At 45.1% G+C, this 15,888-nt stretch carries 17 protein-coding genes and 1 pseudogene; 8 read left to right on the forward strand and 10 right to left on the reverse strand.

Going from position 1 to position 15,888, the window contains the following annotated elements; all coding sequences use genetic code 11:
* Positions 1 to 357: 357 nt before the first annotated feature.
* A complete protein-coding gene (locus AB4371_RS15110; protein ID WP_017061543.1) occupies positions 358 to 696 on the reverse strand; it encodes a DUF1840 domain-containing protein in 339 nt (112 codons plus the stop codon).
* 315 nt (positions 697 to 1,011) lie between these two features.
* Here AB4371_RS15110 and AB4371_RS15115 point away from each other — a divergent pair, with 315 nt between their 5' ends.
* Complete coding sequence (locus AB4371_RS15115) at positions 1,012 to 2,202, forward strand: GGDEF domain-containing protein (protein ID WP_102394660.1); 1,191 nt, start codon at positions 1,012 to 1,014, stop codon at positions 2,200 to 2,202.
* A gap of 25 nt (positions 2,203 to 2,227) precedes the next feature.
* On the opposite strand, the gene AB4371_RS15120 is transcribed toward AB4371_RS15115, so the two are convergent.
* Positions 2,228 to 2,512 carry a hypothetical protein gene (locus AB4371_RS15120; RefSeq protein ID WP_017061541.1) on the reverse strand — a complete coding sequence of 95 codons (285 nt, stop codon included), beginning with the start codon at positions 2,510 to 2,512 and terminating at the stop codon, positions 2,228 to 2,230.
* A 157-nt stretch (positions 2,513 to 2,669) separates the two neighbouring features.
* On the opposite strand from AB4371_RS15120, the gene AB4371_RS15125 reads away from it, so the two are divergent.
* Positions 2,670 to 3,542 carry a pirin family protein gene (locus AB4371_RS15125; protein WP_372150269.1) on the forward strand — a complete coding sequence of 291 codons (873 nt, stop codon included), beginning with the start codon at positions 2,670 to 2,672 and terminating at the stop codon, positions 3,540 to 3,542.
* Between the two features lie 196 nt (positions 3,543 to 3,738).
* Here the strand turns inward: AB4371_RS15125 and AB4371_RS15130 are convergent, their stop codons facing one another.
* A complete protein-coding gene (locus AB4371_RS15130; protein WP_017057600.1) occupies positions 3,739 to 4,020 on the reverse strand; it encodes a pyrimidine/purine nucleoside phosphorylase in 282 nt (93 codons plus the stop codon).
* 307 nt (positions 4,021 to 4,327) lie between these two features.
* Here AB4371_RS15130 and AB4371_RS15135 point away from each other — a divergent pair, with 307 nt between their 5' ends.
* Together AB4371_RS15135 and AB4371_RS15140 are read left to right on the forward strand one after the other, a co-directional pair.
* Entirely contained in the window at positions 4,328 to 4,792 is a 465-nt protein-coding gene (locus tag AB4371_RS15135; RefSeq protein ID WP_017065063.1) for a DUF2850 domain-containing protein, read from the forward strand.
* A 398-nt stretch (positions 4,793 to 5,190) separates the two neighbouring features.
* Entirely contained in the window at positions 5,191 to 7,725 is a 2,535-nt protein-coding gene (locus tag AB4371_RS15140; protein ID WP_372150270.1) for a glycosyl hydrolase family 18 protein, read from the forward strand.
* A 136-nt stretch (positions 7,726 to 7,861) separates the two neighbouring features.
* Here AB4371_RS15140 and AB4371_RS15145 read toward each other — a convergent pair whose 3' ends face one another.
* Positions 7,862 to 8,710 (reverse strand): alpha/beta hydrolase, encoded by an 849-nt coding sequence (locus tag AB4371_RS15145; protein ID WP_017065066.1) that lies wholly within the window; start codon positions 8,708 to 8,710, stop codon positions 7,862 to 7,864.
* 192 nt (positions 8,711 to 8,902) lie between these two features.
* Positions 8,903 to 9,496, reverse strand: coding sequence for a TetR/AcrR family transcriptional regulator (locus AB4371_RS15150; protein ID WP_029235279.1), 594 nt, complete (start codon positions 9,494 to 9,496; stop codon positions 8,903 to 8,905).
* A gap of 176 nt (positions 9,497 to 9,672) precedes the next feature.
* On the opposite strand from AB4371_RS15150, the gene AB4371_RS15155 reads away from it, so the two are divergent.
* Together AB4371_RS15155 and AB4371_RS15160 are read left to right on the forward strand one after the other, a co-directional pair.
* Positions 9,673 to 10,629 carry an AEC family transporter gene (locus AB4371_RS15155; protein WP_102321390.1) on the forward strand — a complete coding sequence of 319 codons (957 nt, stop codon included), beginning with the start codon at positions 9,673 to 9,675 and terminating at the stop codon, positions 10,627 to 10,629.
* Between the two features lie 123 nt (positions 10,630 to 10,752).
* Positions 10,753 to 11,793: an acyltransferase gene (locus AB4371_RS15160; protein WP_372150271.1), complete on the forward strand. Its 1,041-nt coding sequence runs from the start codon at positions 10,753 to 10,755 to the stop codon at positions 11,791 to 11,793.
* A gap of 125 nt (positions 11,794 to 11,918) precedes the next feature.
* Here AB4371_RS15160 and AB4371_RS15165 read toward each other — a convergent pair whose 3' ends face one another.
* Complete coding sequence (locus AB4371_RS15165; protein WP_372150272.1) at positions 11,919 to 12,797, reverse strand: 6-pyruvoyl tetrahydropterin synthase family protein; 879 nt, start codon at positions 12,795 to 12,797, stop codon at positions 11,919 to 11,921.
* Between the two features lie 230 nt (positions 12,798 to 13,027).
* A pseudogene (locus AB4371_RS15170) lies at positions 13,028 to 13,482 on the reverse strand (helix-turn-helix domain-containing protein).
* A 110-nt stretch (positions 13,483 to 13,592) separates the two neighbouring features.
* On the opposite strand from AB4371_RS15170, the gene AB4371_RS15175 reads away from it, so the two are divergent.
* The gene (locus AB4371_RS15175; RefSeq protein ID WP_372150273.1) at positions 13,593 to 14,036 is read left to right on the forward strand and encodes a YHS domain-containing (seleno)protein; all 444 of its coding nucleotides are present in this window, start codon (positions 13,593 to 13,595) and stop codon (positions 14,034 to 14,036) included.
* Here the strand turns inward: AB4371_RS15175 and AB4371_RS15180 are convergent.
* Positions 14,033 to 14,155: a hypothetical protein gene (locus tag AB4371_RS15180; RefSeq protein ID WP_017061529.1), complete on the reverse strand. Its 123-nt coding sequence runs from the start codon at positions 14,153 to 14,155 to the stop codon at positions 14,033 to 14,035. The genes AB4371_RS15175 and AB4371_RS15180 overlap by 4 nt on opposite strands.
* Before the next feature lie 59 nt (positions 14,156 to 14,214).
* On the opposite strand from AB4371_RS15180, the gene AB4371_RS15185 reads away from it, so the two are divergent.
* Positions 14,215 to 14,850 (forward strand): START domain-containing protein, encoded by a 636-nt coding sequence (locus AB4371_RS15185; protein WP_372100729.1) that lies wholly within the window; start codon positions 14,215 to 14,217, stop codon positions 14,848 to 14,850.
* A 33-nt stretch (positions 14,851 to 14,883) separates the two neighbouring features.
* On the opposite strand, the gene AB4371_RS15190 is transcribed toward AB4371_RS15185, so the two are convergent.
* Positions 14,884 to 15,414 (reverse strand): DNA mismatch repair protein, encoded by a 531-nt coding sequence (locus tag AB4371_RS15190; RefSeq protein WP_102321281.1) that lies wholly within the window; start codon positions 15,412 to 15,414, stop codon positions 14,884 to 14,886.
* 8 nt (positions 15,415 to 15,422) lie between these two features.
* Positions 15,423 to 15,809, reverse strand: coding sequence for an MAPEG family protein (locus AB4371_RS15195; RefSeq protein ID WP_017061526.1), 387 nt, complete (start codon positions 15,807 to 15,809; stop codon positions 15,423 to 15,425).
* Positions 15,810 to 15,888: the final 79 nt, after the last annotated feature.

Raw genomic sequence — 15,888 nt, forward strand, 5'->3', positions numbered from 1 at the left:
TGCATTCTTTGTTAGTTGACCGTGAAATAATAAGGAGTCTAAAAATCGACCGCATGAGAGAGGGTCTTAGAATAACTAGGAAAAATTCTTAGTTCGGAATTGGGAGTCAAGAAACCGTGAACAGCATCACTTTGTTTACGGTCTGTTATGGATTGATATTACGATAACAAAAGTCACTCATTTCAGGGCTGACGAACCTTGTAAATAAACAGAAACGAGTGGATTACTTCACTAAAAAAACACCAGTATCGGTTCATCACCATAAAACTCCATGGTCATGGTGTGTCCGATACTGGTTCAGCATTCATTCTGATTAAAATAGATTCAATAGGCTTGTTACGTTTCGCGTGAATCGTACTACAGTCGCTTGCCGCTACCGTCTTCCCACATTACTTCACATTCATCTTTGATGGCAGCTTTTAATAATTCAACCAGTGGGAACGCTCGACTACCGATATTAACAGGCGCTTCAACCACCTCTTCTTCATTGTCGTCATCAGTATTTTCATGCTCTACGGACTTGCTCTGCTCTGCTGCAATAGCAGCACGTAGATTATCCAGAGCTTGAGGAACCTCTGAAGCATCCATAGCACCTGGGATGGAGCCGCTATGCCCAAGCATCTTGATGAACTGGAGGCCGACTTCACCAAACATCGTGACACTAGCATGAGCTTTACAACTAAAGGTAATTAACATAATGAGCCTTTCTTAATTTTGGTCGTTTACAAACTATGTGGAGTAACTCTCTGGAAAGCAAGTAGATAAACATCAAACAACGGTTACAAGTTTGATGCTTAAATCTAATCTTCTAGAGATGACCAGCACCATCGGTGATATACATCACTATTTGGAATTGATTGAACAGCCTTTCATATGAAACCTTGATAGTAGTCACACTAAATAGACATCTAAGCCTCTGCATAGCTTGTTATTTAATCTACTATTAACACCATTATCAAAAACTTTGGCACAGATCACATGAAAAGGCTCGTCGGCAGGCACCTAGAAGAAATGGCGGACATACGATCCACCCGCAAGCAAAAAATTGTCCACTCCTTTTCACTGACTGCCGCTGCGTTATTCATTTTCTATACTTGGGCTTACTTCGAAGGCGAGCATTACACGCTGTCAATATTCGAATTGTGCTTCGCCATCATTGCCATTTCTAACGCTTTATATGTAAGAAAAGTCATCAATCCTGAGTATTCCGAATTGATTCTGAGTGGTGTTCTTCTAGTTCAGGGCGTCATCCTATTCTTGTACAGTCACGCCATCCCAGATCGCATCCTCTGGCTCTACCCAATTCTGGCCGCGGTCATTTTCATTAATGATTTCAGAATTGGCATAATCTTCAGCACCTCGTTTTGCCTGTTCATCAGCACCTTGATTACAGCAATGCCCAACAATTTTTCTTTACCATTTAACAGCACACACAGATTTTTCCTTAGCTTATTTACCATGAGCTTGGTGTGCCACACATCCGCCTATTACTACACAAAAGCCGTCAGTTATATTCAACGCCTGTATAAAGAAGGCATTGAAGATCTCGCTTACAGAGATCAGTTAACCGGCTTGGCAAACCGTTGGAGCTTTGAACGCTGGGCGACAGAAAAACTAGCCACCGTGGATAGTGAGCGATCACTTACGGCATTGGTCTTTTTGGATATAGATGACTTTAAAGGCATTAACGACAGCTACGGGCACGATGTGGGAGACAGTGTCTTACAGCATTTTGCCAATCGCTTGAGCAACAACATTCGAACCAGAGACAGAAAAAGCCATGAATACGATTATTCCATCGCGCGCTTTGCTGGAGACGAGTTTGTTCTGATGCTCTACGATGTGCCAACTCGTAAAGATCTAGACGGCATTCTAGATAGGATCTGCGGGCTGTTCGAAAGCGGCTGCCAAACAAACGAGAGAATCAAGGAATTGACGCTAAGTGTTGGGGTTGCTTTATACCCACAAGACGCCCAAGAATTACATGAGCTGACGAGATGTGCTGATAAAGCGATGTATGTCGCCAAGCATTCAGGGAAAAACCGATACGCTTATTATCACGACAACCCAGTATCGACCCTGATAGAAGAACTACCAACGAGCCTTGTTAGCTCAGCACCGGATTCATCTGAACTTGAAGATTGCTTTGAAGCGCAGGTCGAAGGGAACAATGTTACGCTATTAAAAACGCGCCAACGCTAGCCATTCCTATAACGGAGCGGCGCTGCTAACCTGCAAGGTACATAAGCCAAAGACTCACTAACCCGATCATAATAATCCATATGACTTGACGTGTTCGGTTTGGGTTATTCCCTTTAGGTCGCCTCACCACGGTTTTAAAAGCGGCTTGCTTAGCTGACTGAATAAACGGCGCTTCTATCTCACGTTTTTTCACGCGGCGTTTAACTGCGCTGTTTGCAACCTCTGTAAAGCGCTGGCTTTGCTCCGTTGTAAAGTCGTTATCAAAACCTATCCGACCATGCCTTTCGCCATGTTTTTGCTGAACTGCCATAGCGGCCTCCTTGGCGATATACTCTCTATTGAGTATAGACATAATTTCATATTGTTACCTGTTCAAGATTTTCGAATAAGTCACTCAACGCTGTGCCATCTTCTTTTTCAATCAAATTACATAAACTACAGCTATTCAAGTTTATGAGGGTTTTAAAATGACGAATGTAAGAGCAGTAGATCATGTGATTACAGCACATGCCACCTCCGACGGTGATGGCGTCAAAATCCAAAGACTCGCTGGTTTTAACAACGCACGTTTCTCTCCATTTTTGATGATTGATGAACTTAAATCGGATGAAAGCAAAGACTATGTTGGCGGCTTTCCTCCACATCCTCACCGTGGGATAGAAACGCTCACTTACATGCTGCAAGGTCACTTCCAACACAAAGACCATATGGGGAATGTTGGAGAACTGCGCAGCGGTGGCGCGCAGTGGATGGCTGCAGGTCGTGGTGTCATTCACAGTGAAATGCCAATGATGGAAGAAGGCGCGCTGCATGGTTTCCAGATTTGGATAAACCAACCTGCGACACACAAAATGCAGCCGGCGCAATATCACGACTTCCAAAGTGAAAGCATCGTGGAACATCAAAGTGAACAAAGTGGTTTGTTAAGAATGATTGCCGGAGGGTTTGAGCTGCACAACCAAACCGACGATGATTCAGAGGCTTTACGAGCTCAAGGCCCATTACAGAAAACAGGTGTGCCATTAAGCGTTGCGGATTGGCGCTCTCATTCTGGGCAAAAAGTCACGTTAGGGACTAATGTTAATCACAATGCCATGACTTACGTGTACCGAGGCAGTATTAAGATCGGCGACAAAGTCATCAACCAAGGTCAACTTGCCCAACTCACCAAAGCTGAATTGTTGTCTTTAGAAAGCCTAGAAGATTCAGGTGTACTGATTTTTTCTGGTCAGCCGATTAATGAACCTGTCGTGCACTATGGTCCGTTTGTCATGAACTCGATGGAAGAGATTGAACAGACAATTCAAGACTACAACAACGGTGTGTTTGAGACTTACTGATGTCTTGGCTTTGAGCTTTGAAGGTTGAAGAGATTTTGCAACGAACAACGATTTGGTCATCCATTTGATGACTACAAAAACAAGTGACACTATCCACTGCCGGTTACTATCACTTATTTAACCACGCTCCTAGAGCGTGGTTTTTTTCTATTAAATCAGAGACAAACGATGCCTGATTGAACAAATTTAGACCTGATTACAAGTACTCACATAGGTAAGCCGTCGCTTCTTTTACCTGTAGGTCGAATGAAGAGTCACCCGCAACGTCAAAAGACTCACCAGATTGGTATGTCGTCCAATCATCATCGCCAACACGCTTTACAATCAAAGCACCTTTAACAACGGTCATCTTTTCTGGAGCCGCAGTACCGAACGTGTACTCACCAGCCGCCATTACACCAACACTCACATCAGCACCAGACTGGTTAAACGCTAACGACTTAACGCCACCTTCAAAGTATGTGTTTTCTTTAATCATTGTACTTCCTTGTTATCTTCAAATTGCAATTATTGAGCTCACCGAGTAAGCCTATGCGTAAATTTAGGTGATAATTGTTTTAACCAATTCGAGACTTTCCTACAAGAAATAAATACGCATAGCTTAAGCATTTCTGGAGTTCGCTTTCATTGATAGCGTAAATACTGAGGAGCAAGGCTAAAAACCACTAACGCAACCACATTTATTAGAACATTCGATCCTGCTTCTAACTCTTAGAACAATTTTTGCAAACTAAGGTTTTAATTAATAGAATCTAAAACAATATCAGTCGAAAAATGAAGAGATAATGGCAAAAAAGCCGACTAAAAGCAGAGATCTATTTGCCAACTCGTTACTCTACGGCTTCCTATTAGCTGGCTTTATGGTTGCCCTCACCGCCGGCTATTTTGCTTACCAAGCCCACCAGCAATCTGTCAGCCCAAGCAACGTCTATGGCACATGGATAGAGATTGCGGCGCCACCTTACAACACCGACATCCTGACACTTTCAGAAAACGGTGTGATGATGAATCATCGTCTTATCACTACCTCATTCGATTTTGACGGGAAGATCGTCACGATCAACACTGGCTCTGGAACCACCGTTTACACCATCAGTGGTACTTACGATTCGCCTCGCTTAAAGCGATTAGAGCCAAGCGTACCATCTCAGCAATTTATTAAAGAAGGCTACGAAGATACTGCGACTGGTGATACCCATAGTGTCATGCAACAACGACGCGCTTCCTTAGCTGAGCAATTCAAAAGATAACCCTCTTATCCATACTGCCATAAGCATTCGTCTTCAAGTTTACCCGTCGATCGCCCCCGCTCGCTCAACATACTTCACTTTGTGATTCAGCTTCAATCCACAGTATTTTCTTATAGTTTGTCGCACCTTTTCATAACTTCATGTCGTGAATTTTCACTTGTGAGATTTTCCTACTGAAGGATGTTTTATTTTATAAAACATGGACTCAGCCTCTCATTCATTAAGCAACAGAATTGTAACAAGATACAATTTTTTAGTTGTCCATCGAAAACGGATTTATTTTCAGTTATGAAATTAAAACTCTCTCGAATACTGACTGGGAAGCTCCTTCAAAACTGATTGGAGCCGTTTATGGGGCCATTGGGTTCTCGTAATCTTCAAGGAATGAGAGAAATAGTATGATTCGTATAAATACCTGTGCTGCAAGCATTGCTCTAGCGCTATCTGGTACAGCATTAGCTGCTCCAACAGCACCTAGCATCGACATGTACGGTTCCAACAACCTGCAATTTTCTAAAATTGAACTCGCGATGGAAACCACCTCTGGCTACAACCAGATGGTGAAATATCACGACCAAGCGAAGGTCGACGTTAAGTTCAACCAATGGAGCGGAACGTCAGGAAACACGTACAACATCTACTTTGATGGCGTTAAAGTGGCCACCGGCCCAATCACTGGCAGCCAAACAACAGCTTCTTTCGAATACGGCCAAGGCGGCTTATTTGAGATGGAAATCGAAGCGTGTGATGAAACAGGTTGTAGCAAGAGCGCACCCGCTAAAATCACGATTGCCGATACAGATGGCGCACACTTAGCGCCACTTGCGATGAATGTGGATCCAAACAACAAGTCATACAACACAGATCCAAACACGGTAGTCGGTACTTACTTTGTTGAGTGGGGTATTTATGGTCGTGACTACACGGTAGATAACCTACCTGCTGATAACTTGACCCACATCCTTTACGGCTTCATCCCAATTTGTGGTCCTAACGAATCAGTAAAATCGGTAGGTGGAAACAGCTACAACGCCCTCATGACAGCTTGTCAGGGTGTTAATGATTACGAAGTAGTGATTCACGACCCATGGGCTGCTTTCCAGAAGAGTTTCCCTCAAGCGGGCCACGAATACAGCTCACCGATCAAGGGTAACTACGCAATGATGATGGCGCTCAAACAGCGTAATCCTGATTTGAAGATCATCCCATCGATTGGTGGCTGGACGCTGTCTGACCCGTTCTTTGAATTCACAACTAAAGCCAACCGTGACACCTTTGTAGCGTCTGTTAAGAAATTCCTTAACACATGGAAATTCTACGACGGTGTGGATATCGATTGGGAATTCCCTGGTGGTGGCGGTGCTGCTCCAGACCTTGGTGATCCTGTAAATGACGGCCCAGCTTACATTGCACTGATGGCAGAACTTCGCGTGATGCTAGATGAGCTAGAAGCGGAAAACGGTCGTACTTACGAGCTCACTTCTGCGATCGGTGTTGGTCACGATAAGATTGAAGACGTGAACTACGGCGATGCTATCCAATACATGGATTACATCTTCGCAATGACTTACGACTTCTACGGCGGTTGGAACAACGTGTTAGGTCACCAAACAGCACTAAACTGCGGTAACTTCATGCGTCCTGGTCAATGTGATGGCACAGGCCTTGATGAAAATGGCGAACAATACACAGGCCCAGCTTACACCACAGACAACGGCATCCAACTGTTGCTTGAGCAAGGTGTTCCAGCGAACAAGCTTGTGGTTGGTACAGCGATGTACGGTCGTGGTTGGGAAGGCGTATTACCATCATCACTCACCGATCCGAGCGACCCTATGACAGGCGTTGGTAACGGCAAACTGAAAGGCAGCTCTGCGCAAGGCGTATGGGAAGATGGCGTTATTGATTACAAAGGCATTAAAGCAAACATGCTTGGCGCGAATAACCAAGGCATCAACGGCTTCGAATATGGCTACGACGAAATGGCAGAAGCGCCTTACGTTTGGAACCGTACTTCAGGCCAGCTCATCACATTTGATGATGACCGCTCAGTAAAAGCAAAAGGCGCGTACGTTCGTAGCCTTGGCCTTGCGGGTCTATTCTCTTGGGAAATTGATGCAGACAACGGCGACATCCTCAACGCAATGCATGAAGGCCTTGCTGGCGGTACAACAGATCCTGTAAACCGTAAACCAACGGCAGCTGCAGGCGCAGACCAATCAGTTGAAGGCCCAGCCTCTGTTTCTCTAGATGGCAGCGCTTCAAAAGACAGCGACGGTACAATCGCGAGCTATGCTTGGTCACAAGTAAGCGGCACGGCAGTAACGCTGGCGAACGCGAATGCGGCTGTTGTAAGCTTCGATGTGGTTGAAGTCGCGCAACAAGAAGCACTCACGTTCAGCCTAACGGTAACTGATAACGAAGGCGCTACTGCAACTGACACCGTTGTTGTAACGGTAACTCCTAAAGACACAGGCCCAGTCAATACAGCACCAGTTGCTGTGGTTACGGCTCCGGCTGAAGTGAATGCAGGTGATGTAGTCGTGGTTGATGCTTCGGCTTCAAGCGATTCAGACCAAGACACATTGACCTTCACGTGGGATGTACCTGCTGGTATCGATGCAACGGTTCAAGGTGCTTCAGTGAGCTTTGTCGCGGCGGAATACACGCAAGATACAACGCTGAACTTCTCTGTAACGGTCAGCGATGGCACTGATACATCGGTTGCGGCTACTTCAGTGAAAGTTCTAAAGAAAACCACAGGCGGCGGTACGTGTACTAACGCTTGGGATTCAGGCGCGGTTTACACTGGTGGCGACCAAGTGACTCAAGGCGGTAAGATTTGGGAAGCGAAATGGTGGACAACCGGTGAAGATCCAACAACGACAGGCCAATGGGGCGTGTGGAAAGAGATTGGTCCTGCAAGCTGTTAACTAAAAATAGGGTTGAGCTAAACACCAACTAAGCATCAACTAAATCCCTAAAACAAAGGCCAACCAGATAATGTCTGGTTGGCCTTTTTAGTGTTTGTTTTCTTAACCTGCGTTCTACTGGCTTGATTAGTTAAAGTTAACCAATCAAGTTATCAAAGCTCTCAAATACTTGTGGGCACTTCATTACTCGCCCGTGGCCCTGTCCTTGAGTCGCAATTAAAGTAACGCGACCCATTTCATTAGCAGCACGCTGAGACACATCAAACTTAGTAAACTTGTCTTGCTCATCATGAACGATGATCGTTTGAGACTCACGAAGCGCTAGCTTTCCATAGGGATCAACAGACTGAATTGGATAGTTAAACTGCTCTTCGACTTCTCCAACTACCGCCTCGAACAGTTTCATTGAGTAGCCAGAACGCGCAACGCTGCCAAATAGGTTTTCTAGATAATCCAGTACAGGTGCAATCAGCAATAATGGCTTGTTTTCCAATTTAACGTGCTTACATTCCAACGCAGAAGCCGTGCCCATACTGTGACCGACCAAACCTGCTACCTCACCCACCGAATCGAGAATCGCTTCAAGGCCGTTCACAAACGCAGGAATATGACCATGTACACCATCACTGCCACCATGAGCAGGGTGATCATAAGCCAGAGCCGTAAAACCTTTAGCGGCGATATGTTCCATCAGAGGGAAAAACTGACTCGCGGTGCCAGACCAACCATGAGTCAGCACCCAAACAGGCCCCGTACCCAAAGAATAGGTTTTTAAAACGCCATCACGACCTTTGATTTCACTCTTGATAAGCCCTTGGGGATCAGCATTTTTCTGCTCAGTACGCATTGGAGTGAGCAGCAACTTACGTGCGGTTTTCTTCGCATGACTCGGCGCTAGGATGTAATGCAGGTTGGTTGTTGCGCCAATTAAGCTGCGCTTGAAGCTGAATTTGTTCGATGTATTAAAGTAGATTTTGTCACTCATGACCGCTCCTTGTATCGCCATCATCATTGGCGGATCGAGCTCGGCCCTGAAAATCGAACGACCGTGCTATTTGTTAGTATAAAAAATGACGATAGCGCTGTTTATGATTGCTTGCCGCCACTTCTGTTAAAATCTTTTGCAAACCTTAGTTAAGCAAAGTCACATGATTTGCGAGTTAACCTGCTGTATGTATTAAACCGCTCTCCAACTGGCTACCAAGCGCTCGACGCCACTCCAAAAATGGGTGTGGCTCGCTTGTTGGCCTCGTAACGAGTAGAACAAGTTCGCACTCAAATAAAGACCGTATAACTCGAAGGTTGCCTGTTTCGGGTCTAAATCGGCTCTGAACTGTTTGCTCTCAACCGCTTTTGCTACCTGAATCGTCAAGTAGTCAATCCACACTGAAATGGTTTTCTGCAGTGCTTTCTGAATCACAGACCTTTCACTGCCCGCATCTTTCCATGCATCAATAAACATGCAACTGCCTTGGAATGAATGGTTCCAGCCCAACCAATTGTCGAGCAGCTGTTTCAATTTCGCTTCAATATCACCATCTCCCAGCTCTCTTGCGGGAATGATGACTCTTTCGGTGAATATGGCGTTGGAATACTCGAGTACAGAGAGTTGCAGGTTTTCTTTAGAGTTGAAGTGTGCAAACAAGCCACTCTTAGACATGCCACACTGCTTGGCTAACTCGCCAATCGTCAAACTCTCAAGCCCATTCTCACTTGCAAGCGCGAATGCATGGCTCAAAATATACTCTTTGGTTATCTTTCCCTTACTCATTATTCACCAATAATAAATCTGATACATTATTTTTAGCACGTTCGTTCTTTTTTTCAAGATTTTTTACTTAACCCTAGGTATTCATTTTGTCTTATCAAAGAACTGTGGAAAAATGCGACAGTATTCAAAGGAATTTGAGTTAACCGATTATTGAGCTTAATAACTAGGGAAAGAGAATGAACACACTTTGGGAACAGTTTTCGTTTTCGGCGTCGGTAACAGGCCCTATCTGTTTAATGCTGTTTCTTGGTGTGATGCTCAAGCGAATCGGCTTAATCAATGACAATTTCATTGATGTCGCATCTAAGGTGGTATTTCAAGTCACCCTGCCCGCGATGCTATTTCTGAGTATTGTTCAATCGAATCACAACTTTTCAGCCAGTAGCGCGTTAGTTGCGTTTGGCGTCATCGCTAACTTTGTCTTTTTCTTGTTCACGATTTTCTCAACCAAATTAGTATTTAAAGGTTCGAAAGATCAAGGTGTGATTGTCCAAGGTGGATTCCGCGCCAATACCGCGATCATCGGCCTCGCCTATGTGGCTAATATCTATGGCAACCAAGGCGTGGCATTGGCGGCTATCTATGTCGCATCTCTAACCGTGTTGTATAACATTCAAGCCGTGATTGCACTGACACCCAAAGGCGAAGACACTGGTGCGAAAGCGATTAAAGTGATCGCTAAGTCGATTACCAAGAACCCATTGATCATCGCTATTTTCTTAGCGGTCGTCTTCTATGCGCTTTCGATTCCTATCCCAAAAATGGTCACTGATGCTGGTCAGTACTTTGCCAACATGACGTTACCTTTGGCACTGCTGTGTACCGGTGGGTCGCTGGACATCAGCTCGCTCAAACAAGAAAAGTTATCGACGTGGTTCGCCTCTAGCTACAAGTTAATTGCCTCACCGTTACTGATTACATTGGCGGCTGGGTACTTAGGATTTGAAGGGCTCGATCTCGGGCTTATCTTCTTGATGAGCGCGGCACCAACGGCAGCGGCAAGCTACGTTATGGCTCGTGCGATGGGAGGAAACTCAACACTGGCGGCTAACATCATCGCGCTTACTACTGTTGTTTCTCTTATCACTTGTACTCTCGGTATTTTTGTACTTACTGCAATGGATTTAATATAGCTGCGACAGGCTTCAAAAAACCGACACTAGCCTTGAAACAAAGGTCATAAGCCTTGATTTAGGACTAACTGGTTGGGCATAAAGACTGCTAGATTTCGTAAAAATTTTACTAAGAGATCTGATATGTCTTCCGTTCAACATACGCCTTCACAACACATCGCCAGTATTGAGTTGGGTCGAGTGATTGCTATCTTGGCGATCATTGGCTTACATGGCCAAGTGGCACTCACTTATTGGCAAATAGATGAAGTGCCTTGGATCGGTTATGTACTCAACCAAACCGCTCGTTTTGCGGTACCTCTGTTTTTCCTAATTTCCGGTTATCTTATTCAGCCCAAGCTGACTGCCTCCCCGTGGCAAACCGTCATTAATTACTCTAAACCACTGCTTAAGGTTTGGTTAGCATGGAGCATCATTTGCTTAGTGATGCCATTCAACCTCGCGAAGGTAGAAGAGTTTGGTTACCTAGGTGAGCGCCAAGGCTATTGGGGTTTCTTAATGAACACGCCACTTAACTCTTTCTTAGAGGGTGGATTGGTTCATTTATGGTTTATTCCCGCTCTCGTATGTGCAGTTTTGATCATTGCTTTGATAGTCGAAATGAAACTCGACAAACTGCTATTACCAGCGGCAATTGCACTTTACGTCTATGGTGTTTTAGCGGGCAGCTACGCAACGCTAACCGGGTTAGAAGCACCTTTCTTCACACGTAATGGCCCGTTCTTTAGCACGTTAATGGTGACCTTAGGTTTCCTTATTCGTCAGAATCAATGGAAGGTGTCATCAACTAAAGCGTTGGGGTTATTAGCGTTAGGCATGTTGATTCATTTTGCTGAGGCATCATGGCTCACCACGTTCGACGTCGGATTCAACATGAATGATTTCTTGTTTGGCACGGCGCTATGGGGGATGGGCGTGTTCATGTGGCTTTTAGCAAATCCAAACATGGGTAACTACGCTTGGGTTCGCGCCATTTCAAATCGCATGCTAGGTATCTACGTCAGCCATTTGCTGATCATTATCGTGTTGTTCAATGTCTGTGGAGTTTTAGGCATTACGGAATTGGCAAAAGACGTTACGGTATTTTTTGGCACCGTATTGTTGAGCTTCGGGTTGGTTGTTGGAATCGAAAAAACACCACTGCGACGTTTGCTGCTTCGTTAGTGTTTGTGCCTAACATCATCAGCTAAATCAGTTTTAAAGAGTCACAAAAAATAAAGGCAAGATAACGGATTATCTTGCCTTTATTTCATCATGTCAGTAATGAGACTGTGTCACTCGCTGGAGTGTTATCGGAACGCCATTGCGCCCTTACCAACACCTTCATAAGCGACGATTTGTAGTGATTGGTTCTCTGTTAGGCTAGGCTCAACTTGATCCGCAATATAGCCTGCCAGTAATTCCACCGTGGTATCCGTCGGCAAGATTTCTGTTTCACTCTTAGCAATCGCTAGCTCAAATTCGCCTTGAGGTGCGGTGTAGCGAAAGCCATAGTGACTTTCATCATTAACACTTTTCGCGTGTTCACTCAGGTTAAGTGATGAAACTGAAACTTGGTCTTCTTTAGAACCTAAATAAATGTCTTCCCAGCGCTGAGCAAATGCCTGTTCGCGTTGTTCGTCACGCTGACCATCAACCAAGATTTCTACTGGAGAACGGTGACCATGGGCGATGCGTTGGCAATTACCATCGTGCTTTTTTAAACCATGGGTATAGTGGTAAAACGCGCCATTAATGTTCTCATGACGAAGGGTGATCTCTAACCCTGTGACGTTACTTGGCAGGTTATCGCGAAGAATATCATAAACGTGTGCGGTCACACTCTCGATAGTGATCGCTTCTGCATCAATCAAGCAATATGCTTCGTCAGGGCAATGTAGGTGGAGGCTCTTGTCACCACGCAACACATCAACCATAGAGTAGCCCGCTTTGCTCGCTTGAAGAACAATTGCAGCGCTTTGCATTGGCAGCAGCAAACGGTGATCAACGTGCTCATCGACAAGCTGTTTGATCTGCTTTTTGACCTTGCTAAAATCCAGCACCATGCTCATTTCATTAAGTTCACCAGACATGGTGACATCTAAAATCCAACTATCTCCTACGACCCCTCTGTGTTCACAGATGTATGAAGAATCGATAACGGTAAGGTCTCTTACAAATAGGTTCAAGTGGAACTCCTTAGTGCTTTAATGAGATACGGGAGGCTGAATAATGTTCAGCAGGCACTTCGTCTCATTGATGTCTGATAAAATAGGACGGGCAGGATGTTACAACGCGCTTATAAAGTCCACCTTTTTACACCGTCATTCGAGAAATGAACAAACCACGCTCAATTTCCGCTAAAACATAGGCCAATCTCATGCGAATAGCCATAAAACGCGTAGGGTTGCCCGGCGTTTCACGACACATTTTGCTTCAGCCAAAGACGCGGCGACACTCCGGCAACATGTTGAAAAGCACGTGAGAATCCTGAGTAGCTATTGTAACCCACTTCATCAGCAACCCAATTGATCGGCTTATTTTGCAATAGCAGAGATTGAGCTACAGAGACTCGCCACTTTTGCACATAGTCTCCCGGCGTTTCACCCACTTCTCGCTTGAACGCTTCAATAAACTGAGTGCGAGACATCGCGGCCAGTGACGCCATTTCGGCAAATAAACAATGCAAGGCTGCGACAAATGCCTGTGTTCCGTGTGAGCGCTAGACAAGCTCAACTCCCCCGCGCTCAATACATGAAGGTGGCCCTCTTTACCTTGTTGCGCGTTAAATGACGATACTCCACACAGGTTTCCAGAATAGAAAACGCCAGTGCGTATCGAGAAGTGTTCCATTAGTTGTGAAAGCAGATCCATGCATCCTCCGAACGATTCGCTTAGTTTTTAGTTCTTTTGTCCCTCTATAGACCGGACGAGTGGGCTAAATTATTTCAAACAAGATAACCAACACTGACAAGGAACTTGATATGTCACACATGAAATCGACCAGTCAAAAAATCACTCTGATGGCAGCAGACATCGACATGAGCGTTGATAGCAATAACCTCGCAATTAAAGGCTATGATCCTGTCGCTTACTTTGCCAATGAAGGTCCAGTAAAAGGCACATCTGAGTTCACAGCGACCTATAAGAATGCGATCTATAACTTTGCGAGCAGTGAAAACAGAGATGAATTTCGAGCCAATCCAGAAGCCTATGCCCCTCAATATGGCGGTTACTGCGCGTTTGGAGTAGCCATGGGTAAGAAGTTTGAAACCGACCCTCTCGCTTGGAAGGTGGAAGATGGAAAGTTGTATCTGAACTTAGACAAATCGGTTCAGAAACGCTGGCTGGAGAATACACAAGAGTTCATCCAAGACGCCAACAGCAACTGGACAACCATCAAAACCGTAGAAGCCTATAAGCTCTAGCCTACAGCGCTTATCCATTGCCCAAGAATAAAACGGAAGCGACCGAACGCTTCCGTTTTCATTGGGATTTTCCCCAAAGAGGCCAACCCAAAGCGATTGGCAACACCTACTAAGTCCATTTCTATTCTATTCTATTCTATACTCCTAGCAGATAAGCTTTTCTTTTTATGGAAGAATAATGACATTACCTAAGATTTTGGTACTCGGCCTCTGCGCCCTATCGACACTGACTTATGCCAACCCATGGCAGTTCGTCAAAAGTGAAGATGGCATCATGATTGATAAAAGGCCACACAGCGAAGGCTTGGTCGAAATACGAGCACAGATGCAAACGCCCACCACTTACTCCGGTTTTTTACTGTTATTGGAAGACAGTGAGAACGTGCCAAACTGGATAGATAATGTATCGCAAAGCCGTGTGTTGATGCAGATATCTGAAGATGAAAACATCGTCTATACCCAATTCAAAGCACCGTGGCCTGCCAGAGATCGAGACATGGTGACCTACTCAAAATACAGCATCGAGGGTGGGCAGTTTGTTTTGTCGATAAAGGATGCGTCGAACTATTTGGCGAAAGAGTCGGGGTACATTCGAATCTACGATGTGGACGCACTTTGGACACTGCAACCGCTGACTAATGGCAATACCTACATCACCTACACCGCGTATGCGAACGCAGGGGGCATCTTGCCAAATTGGTTGATGAACAAGTTATCGATAGGCAGTGCACTGAGTACGTTTAAGGGGCTAAAAGAACAGTTACCAAAGTACCAAGGCCAACAGCACCCCAACCTGCCAAGTGAGTCTCGTTAGCGGTACAAGTAAATAGGTAAATAAGGTTAAAGACTAAGGTCTTCTTGCTAGGTCGCGAGCTAAGATAAGCGCTAAACCAAACACCTGAAGAAACAGGGCGATGTTCTTATAGAAAGCCATTTTCTCATCAAGCCTTTGGATCAACTCAACCAAGGTCAGGTTATCCAAATAGTAGTCATCAATTCGTGATCGTTGCGATTCTTGGGCATTGTTTATCAGCATCATAAGCTTAGGTAAATTAGCCAACGAGATGGCCGGCACCTCGTCACTCACCCAACTCCGAAGTTGTCCGCGAAGCGCTTCATCAAGAACAGTGGCAGGTTGAGCGATTTCTGGGGATAGCTTATCAAGGTGAATCAGGATCGCTTCACGCTTGCGCTCTAGGGTTTCAATCGTATTCCAAGCAAGCTGTATTGAGTACACATTGCCGTATTTGCGATCGTTGTACTCCGCTTTCTCAGCTTCAATTTTATCGAGCACCAAGCTCGACATGACAATCGCCATGATGTTGAGTATCAAGCCTGCGAGGACAATCGCCCAAGCAGGAGGAAGACGCAACGCCATAATGCTCCCTAGAACATTTTATCAAAAGGTAGGTAAGCTAAGTTTAGGACAATCAAAGAGATCATGCAGATAAGCGTTAACACCATACCCACTTTTCGACCTTTGAAGTTCTTCGCTAAGATCCCTTTCGCATGAATCACACGCCCCAGAATAAACGCCACACCAATGACATGAATCAGCCACACACCGGCGCCATTCATCTCTAACAATCCCATCAAAATAACGGTGATTGGGATGTAATCCATAGCATTACTTTGTGCCGAACGTGCTATCTGTAACGACTCGACACCGCCATCAGCATGAGCAACAAGATTGATTCGCCTTTGCTTGATCACCTCTATTGCTAACCAAATCATTACGATCGTCAGCAAGGCTGCGTAAAGTGCTGTAACCATCATATTTCCCTATTATTTTGTGTTTACTCAGTGTTCTTTGTTATCTGTTCGACAACACCCGGCTTTGTTTCCTAATTGG

The organism is Vibrio sp. 10N.261.51.A3 (genome assembly GCF_041471965.1).
Classification (GTDB): Bacteria; Pseudomonadota; Gammaproteobacteria; order Enterobacterales; family Vibrionaceae; genus Vibrio; species Vibrio crassostreae_C.

What these genes read in the sequence shown, in the direction of transcription:
- AB4371_RS15160 (WP_372150271.1), top strand. Translation starts at nt 10,753, where the DNA reads ATGTCTTCCGTTCAACATACGCCTTCACAACACATCGCCAGTATTGAG.
- AB4371_RS15130 (WP_017057600.1), bottom strand. Translation starts at nt 4,020, where the DNA reads ATGATTAAAGAAAACACATACTTTGAAGGTGGCGTTAAGTCGTTAGCG.
- AB4371_RS15140 (WP_372150270.1), top strand. Translation starts at nt 5,191, where the DNA reads ATGATTCGTATAAATACCTGTGCTGCAAGCATTGCTCTAGCGCTATCT.
- AB4371_RS15155 (WP_102321390.1), top strand. Translation starts at nt 9,673, where the DNA reads ATGAACACACTTTGGGAACAGTTTTCGTTTTCGGCGTCGGTAACAGGC.
- AB4371_RS15115 (WP_102394660.1), top strand. Translation starts at nt 1,012, where the DNA reads ATGGCGGACATACGATCCACCCGCAAGCAAAAAATTGTCCACTCCTTT.
- AB4371_RS15150 (WP_029235279.1), bottom strand. Translation starts at nt 9,496, where the DNA reads ATGAGTAAGGGAAAGATAACCAAAGAGTATATTTTGAGCCATGCATTC.
- AB4371_RS15185 (WP_372100729.1), top strand. Translation starts at nt 14,215, where the DNA reads ATGACATTACCTAAGATTTTGGTACTCGGCCTCTGCGCCCTATCGACA.
- AB4371_RS15195 (WP_017061526.1), bottom strand. Translation starts at nt 15,809, where the DNA reads ATGGTTACAGCACTTTACGCAGCCTTGCTGACGATCGTAATGATTTGG.
- AB4371_RS15190 (WP_102321281.1), bottom strand. Translation starts at nt 15,414, where the DNA reads ATGGCGTTGCGTCTTCCTCCTGCTTGGGCGATTGTCCTCGCAGGCTTG.
- AB4371_RS15125 (WP_372150269.1), top strand. Translation starts at nt 2,670, where the DNA reads ATGACGAATGTAAGAGCAGTAGATCATGTGATTACAGCACATGCCACC.
- AB4371_RS15120 (WP_017061541.1), bottom strand. Translation starts at nt 2,512, where the DNA reads ATGGCAGTTCAGCAAAAACATGGCGAAAGGCATGGTCGGATAGGTTTT.
- AB4371_RS15180 (WP_017061529.1), bottom strand. Translation starts at nt 14,155, where the DNA reads ATGGACTTAGTAGGTGTTGCCAATCGCTTTGGGTTGGCCTCTTTGGGG.
- AB4371_RS15175 (WP_372150273.1), top strand. Translation starts at nt 13,593, where the DNA reads ATGTCACACATGAAATCGACCAGTCAAAAAATCACTCTGATGGCAGCA.
- AB4371_RS15145 (WP_017065066.1), bottom strand. Translation starts at nt 8,710, where the DNA reads ATGAGTGACAAAATCTACTTTAATACATCGAACAAATTCAGCTTCAAG.
- AB4371_RS15135 (WP_017065063.1), top strand. Translation starts at nt 4,328, where the DNA reads ATGGCAAAAAAGCCGACTAAAAGCAGAGATCTATTTGCCAACTCGTTA.
- AB4371_RS15110 (WP_017061543.1), bottom strand. Translation starts at nt 696, where the DNA reads ATGTTAATTACCTTTAGTTGTAAAGCTCATGCTAGTGTCACGATGTTT.